Here is a 15,284-nt window from a genome sequence, read left to right on the forward strand (position 1 = left end):
TTATAAGTAGGAGACAAAAAGTAATGCATTCTAAAAAGGTAGCTATTTTACAATCTAATTATATTCCCTGGAAGGGCTACTTTGATATTATTGCTCGGGCAGATGTTTTTGTTATATATGACGAAGTACAGTATACAAAGAACGACTGGAGAAATAGAAACCTTATAAAGACCAAGAACGGATTACAATGGTTGACCATACCTGTAAGCCATAAATCCACTTCACAAAAGATTCACGAAACCAAAGTCATTAATAATAACTGGAGCAGAAAGCACTTTAATTCCTTACAGGCCAATTATGGAAAGAGTCCTTATTTTAATCAATATAAAGATGAAATTAAGGAAATCTATGATGGTTCTGAAATCTATCTGAGTGAGATAAACAGAAAGTTTATTGTATTAATTAATAAATTTTTGGATATTACTACTGATATCATAGACTCAAGAACATTGAAGCTAAAAGGTGATAGGCAGGAGAAACTTATTGAAGCGTGTGAAAAACTTAACGCTTCTACTTATATTTCGGGACCCGCTGCTAAAGAATATATTGACGAGTCACTTTTTAAAGAGAATAATTTAGATATTTTATGGATGGATTATTCAGGCTATAAACCGTATCATCAAATTAATGGTGATTTTGAGCATCAGGTAAGTGTTTTAGATTTATTATTCAACGAAGGCCCAAATGCCAAGAAGTATTTAAAATCTAAATTTTAGATGAAATTATCTGTAGTTACTACACTTTATAAATCAGAAATTTTTCTGGAGGAATTTATATCTCAAATATTGAGCGCCATTATTGAATTGGGTATAAACGATTATGAATTGATATTTGTGAATGACGGTTCACCAGACAATTCATTGAAATACCTTTTAGATCAGAAAAAAGTTATTTCTAATATAGTGGTTCTAGATTTATCTAGAAATTTTGGACATCATTATGCTATGCAATCTGGTCTCGAATACGCAAAAGGGGATTTTGTTTTTTTAATTGATAATGATTTAGAAACTTCACCTTATTTTTTAATAGATTGTTTTAATAAGATGAATTCAAATGATCAAATAGATGTTGTCTATGGTTACCAAGAGAAAAGAGGAGGTGGTTTTTTTTATAGGTCAGCAGGAAAAGTTTTTTGGTGGGCAATAAATAAATTTTCTGATATTCGAATTCCGCCTAATATCCTTACAGAGAGGCTTATGAGGAGGGACTATCTCTTAAGTTTACTGTCATTGGGTGATGCTAACCTATTTCTCGGAGGTATGATGTATTGGACAGGATATAATCAAGTAGGTTTGCCAGTATCGAAAGGACTAAGAAAAACTAAAAGTACTTATACGATGCATAAAAGATTAGATTTAATGATTCAAGCTGTAACTTCATTTTCAGGTAAGCCTCTTGAGTATCTGTTTTATTTGGGTTTGTTTATTACTTTGATGAGTATTTTGTCAATAATTTATTTATTTATTAAAAAGATAATTTACGGGAATGAAATTTATTTAGGTTGGACATCTTTGGTAGTAATCAATATTTTGATTCTGGGAATAATTTCTACTTTTTTGGGTTTAATTGGAATTTATTTATTCAAGGTCTTTAAGCAAGTGCAAAATAGACCTAACGTGATTATAAGAAAAATTTATGAATAAGAATACTCTAGGAATTATTGGAGCAGGAGATCTAGGGCAACAAATAGCGCACTATGCAATAAGTGATGGTCATTATGAACACATTGTGTTTTTTGACGATTTTATATCAAAAGATACTATTGTAAAAAAGTACAAAGTTATTGGAAACATAAATGATGTTTTAAACTCCTATAAGTCTAATGTTTTTGATAAGGCAATTATTGCGGTTGGATATAAGCATTTAAAATTTAGAGAAAAAGTTTTTGAAAATTTGGCTGAACATATTGAATTTGCAACAATTGTACACTCTAGCACATATGTTGACCAATCGTCAAAAATAGGGAAAGGTGTTTTTATATACCCAAACTGTGTGATTGACTCAAATGTTGTAATAAAAAATGATGTTGTTATTAATATTTCAACCTCAATTTGTCACGATTCTATTATAAATGATCATACATTTTTGTCACCATGTATAATAATATCTGGATTTTGTAATATAGGCAAGAGATGCAATCTTGGAGTTGGTACAACCGTGATAGATTCAATTAATATTAATGATGATATACAGACAGGCGGTGCAACTGTAGTTGTAAATAATTTAAGTAAAAAAGGACTTTATTTTGGTAATCCGGCAAGATTTATAAAGTAATGATACCATTCAATAAACCATATTTAACAGGGAACGAAACAACTTATATTGAAGACGCTGTAAGTCGAGGAAAAATTTCTGGCAATGGTTACTATACTCAGAAATGCCAGCACTTTTTCGAGGATCGTTTTAATTTTAAAAAGGCTTTACTCACTACATCTTGTACCGATGCTTTAGAAATGTGCTCCATGCTTGCCAATATTGAACAGGGTGATGAAGTCATCGTGCCAAGTTTTACTTTCGTGTCAACCGCTTTGGCATTTGTAAGACAAGGAGCGGTAATTAAATTTGCTGATTCTTGTGGAGATAACCCTAACATTGATGCCAACAAAATAGAAGAACTTATTACCCAAAGAACGAAAGCCATAGTTGTAGTTCACTATGCTGGTGTGGCATGTAACATGGATTCAATAATGGCCTTAGCTAATAGGTACAATCTCATTGTTATAGAGGATGCCGCACAGGCTATTTGCTCTAATTATAAAGGTAAGCCTTTAGGAAGTATTGGTCACTTATCTACATTTTCATTCCATGAAACTAAAAACATTATTTCAGGGGAAGGAGGTTTATTGGTTATAAATGACGATAGGTTTGTAGATAGAGCCGAAATTTTATGGGAAAAAGGAACGAATAGAGCAGAATTTTTTAGAGGTAATATAAATAAGTATGGATGGGTAGATACAGGCTCTTCATTTTTGCCTTCAGATATCATCGCAGCGTTTTTATGGGCTCAGTTAGAAAATATTGACACCATTCAAAAGAAACGATTGGAGCATTGGTATTTTTACCATTCAGAGTTAACCGAATGGGCAAAATCAAAGGATATAAAATTAATGGCTCAGCCTAATGAAGAGACAAACAATGGTCATATGTTTTACATTTTGTGCCAGTCTCAGAACCAACGACAAGAGATCATAAATCATCTACGGGATAATGATATTTTGGCAGTATTTCACTATATCAGCTTGCATTCAAGCAAATACTATAAAGATAAGCATGATGGGAGAATATTAGAAAACAGCGATAAATTTACAGAGAGACTTTTAAGGCTTCCTATGTTTTTTGAATTGAATCCCGCTGAAGTTACCAGAGTATTAAAAACATTTTCTATATGAAAATCAATTTGCAAAAATTCCTTCTAGCTATAGCAATTTTATATGCAATACTGGGCATGTACTTTATGTATGGCTTACCGATAGGTGCAGGAGATGAAGGTGTTTTTATTTCAGATTTAAATTATATAAATCAATATGGTTGGATAGAAGCTATTAAAAAAGGAATTTCAGTACCTCATGCTATTTTGGTTTATCCATTGAGTTTGGTTTTTGAACCCTATTTTGCACTTAGATTATTAAACATAATCTTATTGATAGTATTATACTGCTATTTTTTATATAGAAATAAGGCTTCATTAACTTTTTTCTTTTATCTCACCTTTTTTATAGGGACTTGTAAGGTCTTTTTTATTGGTACAAATGACTCGCTATTTATTTTGTGTTTGGCTATATTTTTTAATGAGATTCATCAATTTAATCTTGGTAAGCGATGGAAGCAATCATTGGCACTTTCTGTTTTGATTGTTTGTGTTTTTACAAGGGCACTTGTAGTTATGTATCTGCCAGCTTTAATCATTTGTTTTTTATTCCTTTATAAAATAAAAGGTTTTTCTAAAAAAGGGTATTTGTTGCCTATTATAACATTTATCCTGTTTATGGTAATAAATGTTCCTGCAATTCAATCCAACGGAAGATTGTCATATGATAAAAAAAACCCTCCTGAAAATGTTAATGTCAATTGGGCACAACGCCAATATTTAGCACAATTGCTCGTTAATGAAGGGAAATTGTCTAGCCACCAACACCCATCTTTTAAAGCCACTCAAGAATACGTTGATGAAAACGGAGAAGACTCCCTGCCTAGAACTTTATTTGAAGGCATCTTATTTAACCCAAAGCTGACTTTAATAGAGTTTTTTAAAGATGCACTGGACATTTTCAAATATGGAACACGACAACTTGGTCTTATTTTAATTATTGTTTTGGTCTTTTTGGCGCATAATTTTTACAAAAAGAAAATATTCAATTTTGAGAATTCAATTCCGTTAGCACTGCTCATAACCATATTTGTATTTTCTTTGGTTATAATTTCGTTTATTGAGTTACGTTGGTTCGTAGCAATTTTTATTGCTACAATTGCTTTTTATACTTATTTAGAGCAAACTGATAAAATAAGTAAGTGGATATCAAAACTTAATGTTGCTGTAACATTTTTATTAATGATTTATGGCTTTATTAAAATTATTCCATTGATATAGAGTAATTTGTAGCTATTTTCTTTGGTGCTTTAAAAACAATTGATAAATTTACTTCATTAAAATAGCTAAATTATCTCCCTAAGTATTTTTAGCCTCTGATATTTATAAAAGATGATAAATATTCTGATTACAGGTGGAGCTGGGCAACTTGGGAGCTCTTTAGCAGCAAAATTGGCACTAAATACAGATGTCAATGTTGTAATAATCGATAACTTATCCACTGGGAAGAAATCTAAAGTTCCTAAAAAGGATAATGTTAAATTCATTAGAGCAGATGTCAATGACTATAATGACATCATCTCAATCTTTGCCACGTTTAAGTTCGAATATGTTTTTCATTATGCAGCTGTAGTAGGTGTAGAACGAACACTCAGCAACCCTATAAACGTACTCAACGACATTGATGGTATTAAGAATATACTGTCTTTGTCAAAAAACTCTGGTGTAAAGCGAGTGTTTTATTCTAGTTCTTCAGAAGTATATGGTGAGCCTTTTGAAATTCCTCAAAATGAAAAAACCACTCCCTTAAACTCAAGATTGCCTTACGCTATTGTAAAGAATGTAGGCGAAGCATTTTTTAAGGCTTATCAAAGGGAATATGGTCTAAACTATACTATATTCCGTTTTTTCAATACTTATGGTCCCATGCAAAGTAATGATTTTGTTATGCCTAGGTTTATGAGATTGGCGCTCAATAATCAACCAATTCCTATTTATGGTAAAGGAGATCAGACGCGTTCTTTTTGCTATATAGACGACAATGTGGATACTTGTATTAATGCATTGTACAACAATGCTTTTGTAAATGATGTTCTTAATGTGGGTAATGATTTGGAGATAAGTATTTTGGACTTAGCAAAAAAGATTATTGAGATTACAAACTCTACATCAGAAATAATTTTTCTTCCAGCACTTAAGGAAGGTGATATGAATAGAAGATGTCCTGATATTTCTAAAATGAAAGCACTATTAGGTAGAGATTTAATATCAATTGATAAAGGTATTGAAATGTTATTGGAAAAATATAAAATAGATAACAAGTCTAGATTTAATATCAGATAAAATTTAAGCATTACTATCCTTTAAATTTTCATTGTACAAAAGATTTGATTTTTAATTGCATTTAGTATTTTTAAGCAAAATAAAAATAAATCAATTTTGAATATTCAAAATGATAACCAATGGTTATATACCATCTCTTCTAAACATAAGCTTTTTTCTATTAATTTTAGGGAAATCTGGCGCTACAGAGATTTGCTAGTGATGTTTGTAAAAAGGGATTTGGTTACCCTTTATAAACAGACAATACTAGGACCACTTTGGTACGTAATTCAGCCATTGTTCACGTCTGTTATATTTACCTTGGTTTTTAATAATTTAGGGAATATCAGTACAGGAACAATTCCACCATTTCTTTTTAATTTGGCAGGTATAACAGCTTGGAATTATTTTAAAGAATGCCTCACAGGAACCTCGAATACATTTACTAAAAACCAAGCTATTTTTGGTAAGGTTTATTTTCCTAGGGTTATTATGCCAATGTCTGTAACTATATCTAATCTTTTAAAGTTTAGTATTCAATTGTTCATATTTTTAGGGTTCTACGTCTATTATTATTTTGCCGGTAGTACAGTAGAAATGAATTTAAATATACTGTTGTTTCCAGTGTATGTTATAATGATGGCACTTCTGGGTTTAGGTTTGGGTATGATTATTTCGTCCATGACCACCAAGTATAGAGATTTACATGTATTAGTAAGTTTTGGTGTTCAATTATTGATGTATCTTTCAGCTGTTCCTTATTCAGTAGCTGAAGCCCAGGCAAAGTTCCCTGAGTTTGTTGTTCCTTTTGTTGTATATAGTCCACTTACTCAGATTATTGAAGGATTTAGATTTATGCTATTAAACACAGGGAGTTTCAGTTGGGTTTCATTTGCTTATACTTTGATTAGTAGTGTAGTAATCTTTTTATTAGGCTTGGTAATTTTCAATAAAACTGAAAAGAAATTTATAGATACAGTGTAGTTAATGCAAAAAGAAGCTAACATAGAACAAAACAAATCCCACTACGACACACAATATAAAAGTGTGAATATTGACGCTATTGCTGAGGTATTGAGTAATCGTGATACGTATTTGGAAGGTGCTACAAAAACCGATATCAGTTGGGTTGGTATGTATTTTGACAACCTTCAATCTCAATTGGCAGGTAAAAAGGTTTTAGAATTAGGGTGCGGAGATTGTTTTAACGTTGCTATTATGGCATCTTTAGGAGCCAAAGTTTATGCTAATGATATTTCAGATAGAAGTGGTGAAATTATAAACGAACTAAATAAAAGATTTGAGTTTGATTATCCTATTCAATTTATTTCGGGAGATATTACGCACGCTGAATTTAAAGATAGGGATTTCGATTATGTTATAGGTAAAGCTTTTCTGCATCATTTAACTATTGTGCATGAGTCTCAAGTTCTGAAAGTTGTGAGCTCTATCCTTAAAGAATCTGGTGAAGCACGATTTTTTGAACCTGCAATTAATAGTAAACTTCTTGATGAACTCAGATGGGCCATTCCAATAAAAGATAGACCTTCAAAATTATTTAGCCCAAAGAAGTTTAAAGAGTGGGAAGAAAATGATCCACATCCACACAGAGATAATTCCTCAAAACACTTTAAAACTGTTGGACTGAGGTTTTTTAATAAAGCCATTGTTATACCATTGGGAGTTATAGAGCGATTTCATAGATTAATGCCATCAACAAAGGATAAGAATGGTACATTTAAGCGTAGAGCATTGAAGTTAGAAAAATATCTTCCCGGATTTATGAAGTATTATGGGGCAAGAAGTCAAACAGTTATCTACAAAAAACCGAAGAACTAAATGCCTAACACAATTTTAAAAGTTGATAAAATCTCAAAACAGTATCGATTAGGCTTAATAGGTACTGGCACCTTAAGACATGATCTTAACAGGTGGTGGCATAGTATAAGAGGTAAAGAGGATCCTTTTTTACAGGTAGGCGAGGTAAATGATCGTTCTGTTAAAGGGGACAGTGATTATGTATGGGCTTTGCAGGATATTAGTTTTGAGGTAGAGAAAGGTGAGGTTTTAGGAATTGTAGGAAAAAATGGTGCAGGTAAATCCACCTTATTAAAAATTTTATCAAGAGTTACAGCACCAACAAAGGGTGAAGTAAAAACCAAAGGAGATATTGCTTCTTTGTTAGAGGTGGGTACAGGTTTTCATCCTGAAATGACCGGACGGGAAAATATCTTCTTAAATGGAGCCATACTCGGAATGACCAAAAGGGAAATTAAACAAAAGCTAGAAGAGATAATAGCCTTCAGCGGTTGTGCAAGGTACATCGATACACCAGTTAAAAGGTATAGCATTGGTATGCGTGTTAGGCTGGCATTTTCTGTTGCTGCGTTTTTAGAACCAGATATTTTAGTAGTAGATGAAGTTCTTGCGGTTGGTGACGCAGAGTTTCAAAAGAAAGCTATAGGGAAGATGCAAGATATAAGCCAAGGTGATGGTAGAACCGTTTTATTTGTAAGTCATGATATGACATCGATAGAAGCATTGTGCTCTAGAGTAATTGTTCTACAGAACGGTAGAATTGCTTTAATAGACACGCCACAAAAGGCCATTGAGTTTTATTTAAAATCTGACCAGACCGATGACGAAATCAATTATGTCAACGTTAGAGGAGATAAACAGTATTATATAAAAAAGGCAACCATAAACGGATCACATAACAGGAACAACTTGGTGAAGTCGGGCAGTCCGATAAAAATGAAATTTGAATTAAACAAAGAACTCTCAAAAGAAGAGTTAAAGAAAATTGCATTTTATCTTATTATTAAAAACGAATTGCAATCGCCAGTGCTTACGCTTTCTAATATGTACGATTCTAATTTTGATGATTCTAAGGAAAGTAGTAGATTTTTAGAATGTGAAATAGATGGGCTTAATCTCTCGGAAGGAAGATACTTTGTTACAACTTGGCTCACCTTCAATAATGCATTGTCCAATCAAATAAATGATTCATTTGTTTTTGAAGTTATTCAAACGGATTTTTATAAAACAGGTAAAATGCCCAATCCGAGGAAACATGGTTATATGTTGTTAAATCAAAAATGGAGCAGCTCTTAATTTTATCGCTACAGATGATATGAAAAAAATTTTAGTTGTAGTAGAATCTATAAATGTAAACGATAGCAGTGCGAGTAAGGGTAGAGTGGCCTTAATTAAGAATCTGCAAAAATGCAACTATGATTTAAAAGTATATCATTATACCAGAAAAGATATTTCTATAGAGGGAATTCCTTGTGTAGCCATAAAGGAAAAACGATTTACACTTTTATACATAATTAACAAACTACAACTAATCTTCTATAAGATCACTAAAATTAGACTTAGCAAGTACTATGAAAGACTAACCGGATTTTCATTTTCTTTTAGAAACGACGCAAATAGTATTAGAGCAGCTCTCAAGAAAGAGAATGATTTTAATCCAGATTGGGTGTTAACATTGAGTAAAGCAGCTAGCTTTACTGCTCATAAAGCTGTTCTGAGATTGCCTAAGTGGCATTCTAAATGGTTGGCTTATGTCCATGATCCTTATCCATTTCATTTTTATCCTAGACCCTACAATTGGGTAGAGCCAGGTTATTATCAAAAACAAGAGTTTTTTAGAGCGGTGTCTAAAAAATGTGCTTATGGTATTTTTCCCAGCCTATTGCTAAAAGAATGGATGGGTAGCTATTTTCCAGATTTTTTAGAACGCGGACGTGTCATCCCTCATCAAATTATAGATTCTCAAGAGCAATTACAACATCCACCAGATTATTTTAATAAGAATGGATTTACTATTTTACATGCAGGTAATTTAATGCGACCACGTAACCCAAGAGGTTTGATTGAGGCGTTCAAGCAATTTTTAAAAAATTATCCAGAATCAAAGAACGATACGCAATTGCTTTTTATAGGGTCAAATGCAACTTTTGAGGATTATTTTAATAAAGAAAAAGAAGTATTACCACAGTTATATATAAGCGACGGTTCTGTGGCCTACGACAATGTTCAAAGTATGCAAAATATTGCAGCGGTTAATGTAATTTTAGAAGCTAAAGCAGAAATAAGCCCTTTTTTACCAGGCAAATTTCCGCATTGTGTTAGTGCAAATCGGCCTATTTTACATTTAGGGCCAAGCCTAAGTGAAACATCACGACTCTTAGGAAAAGAGTATAAGTATAAATCAGAAATTGATGATGTGGATAGAATTACTGAACACTTAGAAGATCTTTATCTAAAATGGAAAGCTAATGAGCATTCTAATAATCTTAACAGACCAGATTTGGTAGATTATCTATCTACTAAGAATTTAAAAGATGTAATGAACTCCTTATCTTCAAATGCTGAAAGTTAGAATAATGAATAAGCGTAGGTTAGTCTATAACAGTCGTGATAATTTCGTTGCGACGAGGTTGCATAGATTAATTAGAACATGGCAAAACCAAGCACTATTCAAATTAAGTCAATCTAATGAATCCTAAATACTCCATAATTTTTGCATATAGAAATCGGGATTCAGAAAGAGTAAGAATGTCTTTAAAATCTTTGAGCAATCAATCTAATCAGGATTTTGAGGTTGTATTTGTGGATTACGGAAGTAATGATGCTTACGCAGACAAAATTAAAAGCGCAGTTGAAGAATTTGATTTTGCATCCTATCATTATGTTGCGCACACAGGGCTTCTATGGAATAAATCCAAAGCATTAAATTATGGAATAAAAAATGCTAATAGTGAGTTTGTCGTTTTAGCAGATGTAGATGTATTGTTTGCTCCAAATTTTATTACCTCGCTTAATGCGCTTAGAGATGTAAATAGTTTTAACCTTTTTAAAATTAGTTATTTAGATAAATCGGTTGAGCTAAAAGATATCGATACGGAGCCTCTAAATCAATTGAAAGTATCTCACGTAGGTGATACATTTGGTATCGGATTATTTCCTAAAGTAGCGCTCGAAAAGGTGAAAGGGCTGGATACATTTTTTCATTTTTACGGATCTGAAGATGAAGATTTAAATTCTAGATTAGAAGCTGCCGGTTACAGTCAAAAAAGATGTACAGAGCAATTACTTTGGCACCAATGGCATACTACATATAGCAGCGAAAAAGAAACCTTAACGGTAAGCCCTAGGTTAACTAACATTAAAAGAATAAATCAGCGACATTTTTTATGGCATAAAGAGGAGCATGCAACAGAACCAAGAAATGCTCAAAATTGGCACAAGGTATTTACAAAAGCAGATTTAGTTACACTTAATCATCCTGATGAAACAATTATATTGCTTAATATAGAGGCGCATGTTGTTCATATACTTAGAGTTGTACTACCGTCATACAGTAATCAAGTTGTTAATGTTGAATTTCAGCAAGATGAATATTATAAATCTTTAAAGTACAAGTTAAAGAACACACTTAACAAAGAAACACAACGCTATATTTCCTTAAAGGAGGTCAATGATCTGGTGCTAAAGGAAATTATTTTTAAGTACAAAGACTTTAATTATAAATACGAAGTTGCCGATGATTTAGAGACTATTTCATTTACGATAGATTTAAATTCCAAGCCATGAAAAAGAGCATAAGATTGTTTTGGTGGAGTGAGATTTATTTGATGGATAAATCAAAGGAAAATTACGGTGATTTATTGGGCCGTTATTTAGTTGAAAAGATTTCTCAGAAAAGTGTAGAATTTGCACATCCAAAGAAATTTAATATCAAGGATTTATGGAGTCCAATCTATGTGACCATTGGTAGTATTTTAATGCATGTTAACAAAAAATGTATTGTTTGGGGAAGTGGTATAATAGAAGATAACCAAAAAGTAAAACCAGCAAATTTTTTAGCTGTTAGAGGACCAGAAACACGACGTGTTTTAATAGAGCAAGGCTATGAAGTGCCTGAGGTTTATGGTGATCCGGCTTTGTTGATGCCAAAATATTTTAACCCAAAAATTGAAAAGAAATTCAAGTTGGGCATTATACCACATTATGTGGATTACCAAGAGACTTTAGAAATGTATAAAGGCAATGATACTATTAGTGTTATAGATTTAATGACCAATGATATTGAAGCGACCACTACAGAAATTTTGGAGTGCGAACGAATAATATCATCATCGCTTCATGGATTGATTCTATCCCACGCATATGGTATACCAGCAGTTTGGATTCGGTTTTCAGATAAATTATTTGGTGACAATATAAAATTTAAGGATTATTTAAGCTCTGTTAAAATTTCCAATTACAGTCTTGATATGATAAAAGCTCGTATACATAATGATGAGATTGATGCTATGTTCAACAATGTAACTACACTTCCTGATGAAAGTGTAATTGAGCAATTACAAGAAGGATTGATAAAGGCGTGTCCATTTAAACAATAGTATCTTATAAATCAGAGTCAATTCTGCTATGTTTAAAAGCTAAATTTAGGTAAATTGCTTAGCGAAATATAGCTTGAAAATACAAACCAATTTTCTCGTTTTATATGGACAATAATTGCTAAAATGAAATTAAAGAAAACTTTAAAAAACATTCTTAAGTCCATTGGGTATGACCTTGTGCGTTTAGATGGAGGACTTGGTTATGGAAGTTCTGAAAACGAACTACTGAAATTTATGAAGGAAACCCAAGTAGATTTAATATTAGATATAGGCGCAAACAAAGGTCAATTTGGTAAAGCCATGTATAATTTTGGTTATGATAATAAGATACTCTCCTTTGAACCCTTAAGTGCAATGCACAAAATGCTGAAGGAAACATCAGAGTCATTCCCAAATTGGCATGTCTATGAACAATGTACAATTGGGGAAAAAGAAACCACAACAACAATTAATATTTCTAACTTGGTAGGCAATAGTTCTATTTTACCCATAAAATCTACTGAGTATAATGTCCAAAATAGCCATTATGTTGAAAAAGAGGAGGTAAAGCAAATTACATTGGCTTCTTTAAATAAAAATGACAATGTAAAAAGCGCTAAGAACATTTTTGTAAAAATGGACGTTCAAGGTTATGAGCATTTTATATTAAATACGCTTAAGGAGACCAACTATAATATTGTTGGATTTTATATTGAGATGTCTTTGGTGAAACTTTACGATGGGCAAGAAGATTATTTGTACATATGTAACCTTCTAAAAGATTTGGGCTATGATTTGGTTTATGTCTTTCCAGAAAGTATAAGAAACCAAAGAATGATACAGTGCAATGGTGTTTTTTTGAATAACACTTTAAGCTATAAGTAATAAAAAAATTGAGTAAAACGCTAACTATTATTCCTGCTAGAGGTGGTTCTAAAAGAATCCCAAGTAAAAATTTAAGAAAATTAAATGGACTCTCCTTGGTTGAACATAGTATAGTCTATGCCCAGAATAACTTAGAGCACATTCAGCATATTTGTGTTACAACAGATGATGAGGATATTTCAATAATTGCGAAAAAACACGAAGTAGAAGTTGTAAAGCGACCTAAGGAACTGTCAGGAGATTTAGCTACAACAGTATCTGCATTAAAGCATGTTCTTCAAACTGTAGATGCAGCGTATGATAATGTAATTCTATTACAGCCAACAAATCCGTTAAGGCCTAAAAACTTAATAAAAGAAGCATTTAACCGGTTTATCAACTCGGAATGTGAAAGTTTACTAACAGTGAGTAGTAATGATAGAAAATTAGGTAAAATTATAGATGATAAGTATGTTCCTTATAGTTACAAAATGGGACAGCGAAGTCAGGATATTGAACCTTTGTATTTTGAAAATGGACTTTTGTATATTACTAAGACATCACTAATTTTAGAGGATAAAATTCTGAGCGATAAAAATATACCTTTCATTGTAAGCCACCCTTATGCATTAGTTGATATTGATGAAGAAGAAGACTTTGAATTTGCCGAATTTATTTTAAAAAATTACCCAAATGAGTAATCCTTTTATAACAATAGCCAACCGTAAGATAGGGTTTGACTATCCACCTCTAGTTATTGCTGAGATAGGTATAAATCACGAAGGTTCTTTGCAAGTCGCAAAAGACATGGTTGATGCTGCAAAGCGTGCAGGAGCTGAGGTCGTAAAACACCAAACTCATATTGTTGAAGATGAAATGAGTCCTGTTGCAAAAAAAGTAATACCTGGTAATGCGGACGTTTCTATTTATGAAATTATGGAACGTTGCGCCTTAAACGAAGAAGATGAAGCCGAGTTAAAGAGCTATGTAGAAGCTAAAGGTATGATTTTTATTTCTACACCATTTTCAAGAGCTGCAGCAAATCGACTAGAGTCCATGGACGTGGCAGCTTATAAAATTGGCTCAGGTGAATGCAATAATTATCCACTATTAGAGCATATTGCCTCTTTTGGAAAACCTGTTATTTTGAGTACAGGAATGAACACCATTGAAAGTGTACAAAAGGCAGTAAAAATCTTTGATTCAAAAAAAGTACCCATAGCCTTATTACATACTACGAATTTGTACCCAACACCATCGCACTTGGTTCGTTTCGGTGCAATGCAAGAGCTGCACAAAGCTTTTCCGGACAAAGTTTTTGGCTTAAGTGATCATACGCTTAATAACAACGCTTGTTTAGGTGCAGTAGCCCTAGGAGCTTCTGTTTTAGAACGACATTTTACAGACCATAAAGAACGAACTGGGCCAGACATTGTTTGTAGCATGGATGAACAAGAGTGCTCAGAGTTGATTTCTGGAAGCAAAGAAATCTGGTCGATGCGAGGCGGGACAAAGCAGCCTGCAAAAGAGGAAAAAGTGACTATAGACTTTGCGTTTGCTACAGTTTGTACAATTCAAAACATTGAGAAGGGCGAGCAGTTAACAAAAAATAATATTTGGGTAAAACGACCTGGTACTGGCAAAATATTGGCAGAGCACTACAATGACATCTTAGGTAAGAAAGCCACAAAGAACATAGAAACTGGAGTACATTTAGATTATACCGATTTTGAGTAATGGAGAAACTATATCAATTAGAGAAAAGATTTGAATATGAAAATGGGTTTTATGCCACAGCGGACCCTTCAAGATTTAGTAAGTTTATTACTCATCTAGAGTTTTTTAGACAAACTAGTGACGTACGAGGAGAAGTTATGGAGTTTGGCATCTTTAAAGGAAACTCATTTTTTCGCTGGATTAAATTTCGTGATTTGTTAGAGCAAACCTCGAGTAGAAAGATTATTGGGTTCGATATTTTCGGAGACTTTCCTGAAGCAGGTTTTGAGGGTGATAAAGACAAAAGAGATGCTTTTGTTGCTGAAACCAAAGGGGGTAAGAGTATTTCGTATGAAGAGATAACAGAATTATTGTCACAGCAAAACCTTAATAAAAATGTAGAAATAATAAAAGGGGATATCCATGATACTTTAGAGCAATATCTTGACAAAAATCCACATCTTAAATTATCCCTTTTGCATATCGATGTAGATTTATATGAGCCTACGAAATTGGTTTTAGAAAAACTATATGATAGGGTTACCAAAGGAGGAATTATTATTTTAGACGATTATGGTGCATTTGCTGGCACCAACAAAGCTGTTGACGACTTTTTTAAGGGAAAGGTTGAGATAAAGAAATTACCTTATTCGCATGCCATTTCATATATCATAAAATAA

16 protein-coding genes are annotated in these 15,284 nt (G+C 32.6%); all 16 read left to right on the forward strand.

Features of this window, described 5'->3' with window-relative positions; genetic code table 11:
* The first annotated feature begins 23 nt into the window (after positions 1-23).
* The 16 genes from F1003_RS10615 (at position 24) to F1003_RS10690 (ending at position 15,284) form a co-directional block, all read left to right on the forward strand.
* A complete protein-coding gene (locus F1003_RS10615; RefSeq protein WP_155089399.1) occupies positions 24-716 on the forward strand; it encodes a WbqC family protein in 693 nt (230 codons plus the stop codon).
* Entirely contained in the window at positions 717-1,643 is a 927-nt protein-coding gene (locus tag F1003_RS10620) for a glycosyltransferase family 2 protein (RefSeq protein WP_155089400.1), read from the forward strand.
* Positions 1,636-2,274, forward strand: a complete 639-nt coding sequence (locus tag F1003_RS10625; RefSeq protein ID WP_155089401.1) for an acetyltransferase — start codon at positions 1,636-1,638, stop codon at positions 2,272-2,274. The genes F1003_RS10620 and F1003_RS10625 overlap by 8 nt, the downstream gene beginning before the upstream one ends.
* Entirely contained in the window at positions 2,274-3,389 is a 1,116-nt protein-coding gene (gene rffA / locus F1003_RS10630) for a dTDP-4-amino-4,6-dideoxygalactose transaminase (protein ID WP_155089402.1), read from the forward strand. The genes F1003_RS10625 and rffA overlap by 1 nt, the downstream gene beginning before the upstream one ends.
* A complete protein-coding gene (locus F1003_RS10635) occupies positions 3,386-4,588 on the forward strand; it encodes a hypothetical protein (RefSeq protein ID WP_155089403.1) in 1,203 nt (400 codons plus the stop codon). The genes rffA and F1003_RS10635 overlap by 4 nt, the downstream gene beginning before the upstream one ends.
* Positions 4,589-4,699: 111 nt before the next feature.
* Positions 4,700-5,650: an NAD-dependent epimerase/dehydratase family protein gene (locus F1003_RS10640; protein ID WP_155089404.1), complete on the forward strand. Its 951-nt coding sequence runs from the start codon at positions 4,700-4,702 to the stop codon at positions 5,648-5,650.
* A 96-nt stretch (positions 5,651-5,746) separates the two neighbouring features.
* Positions 5,747-6,613, forward strand: coding sequence for an ABC transporter permease (locus F1003_RS10645; protein WP_155089405.1), 867 nt, complete (start codon positions 5,747-5,749; stop codon positions 6,611-6,613).
* A gap of 3 nt (positions 6,614-6,616) precedes the next feature.
* Positions 6,617-7,468: a class I SAM-dependent methyltransferase gene (locus tag F1003_RS10650; RefSeq protein ID WP_155089406.1), complete on the forward strand. Its 852-nt coding sequence runs from the start codon at positions 6,617-6,619 to the stop codon at positions 7,466-7,468.
* A complete protein-coding gene (locus F1003_RS10655; protein ID WP_155089407.1) occupies positions 7,469-8,743 on the forward strand; it encodes an ABC transporter ATP-binding protein in 1,275 nt (424 codons plus the stop codon).
* 19 nt (positions 8,744-8,762) lie between these two features.
* Positions 8,763-10,019 carry a glycosyltransferase family protein gene (locus F1003_RS10660; protein WP_155089408.1) on the forward strand — a complete coding sequence of 419 codons (1,257 nt, stop codon included), beginning with the start codon at positions 8,763-8,765 and terminating at the stop codon, positions 10,017-10,019.
* A gap of 116 nt (positions 10,020-10,135) precedes the next feature.
* Entirely contained in the window at positions 10,136-11,233 is a 1,098-nt protein-coding gene (locus F1003_RS10665) for a glycosyltransferase family 2 protein (RefSeq protein WP_155089409.1), read from the forward strand.
* Entirely contained in the window at positions 11,230-12,045 is an 816-nt protein-coding gene (locus F1003_RS10670; RefSeq protein WP_235898314.1) for a polysaccharide pyruvyl transferase family protein, read from the forward strand. Before F1003_RS10665 ends, F1003_RS10670 begins: the two co-directional genes overlap by 4 nt.
* 123 nt (positions 12,046-12,168) lie before the next feature.
* Positions 12,169-12,909: an FkbM family methyltransferase gene (locus tag F1003_RS10675; RefSeq protein WP_155089410.1), complete on the forward strand. Its 741-nt coding sequence runs from the start codon at positions 12,169-12,171 to the stop codon at positions 12,907-12,909.
* Between the two features lie 8 nt (positions 12,910-12,917).
* Positions 12,918-13,589 carry an acylneuraminate cytidylyltransferase family protein gene (locus F1003_RS10680; RefSeq protein ID WP_155089411.1) on the forward strand — a complete coding sequence of 224 codons (672 nt, stop codon included), beginning with the start codon at positions 12,918-12,920 and terminating at the stop codon, positions 13,587-13,589.
* Positions 13,582-14,625, forward strand: a complete 1,044-nt coding sequence (gene neuB / locus F1003_RS10685; RefSeq protein WP_155089412.1) for an N-acetylneuraminate synthase — start codon at positions 13,582-13,584, stop codon at positions 14,623-14,625. The genes F1003_RS10680 and neuB overlap by 8 nt, the downstream gene beginning before the upstream one ends.
* Positions 14,625-15,284, forward strand: a complete 660-nt coding sequence (locus F1003_RS10690; protein WP_155089413.1) for a TylF/MycF/NovP-related O-methyltransferase — start codon at positions 14,625-14,627, stop codon at positions 15,282-15,284. The genes neuB and F1003_RS10690 overlap by 1 nt, the downstream gene beginning before the upstream one ends.

The organism is Winogradskyella ouciana (genome assembly GCF_009709615.1).
In the GTDB taxonomy this organism is placed as follows: Bacteria; Bacteroidota; Bacteroidia; order Flavobacteriales; family Flavobacteriaceae; genus Winogradskyella; species Winogradskyella ouciana.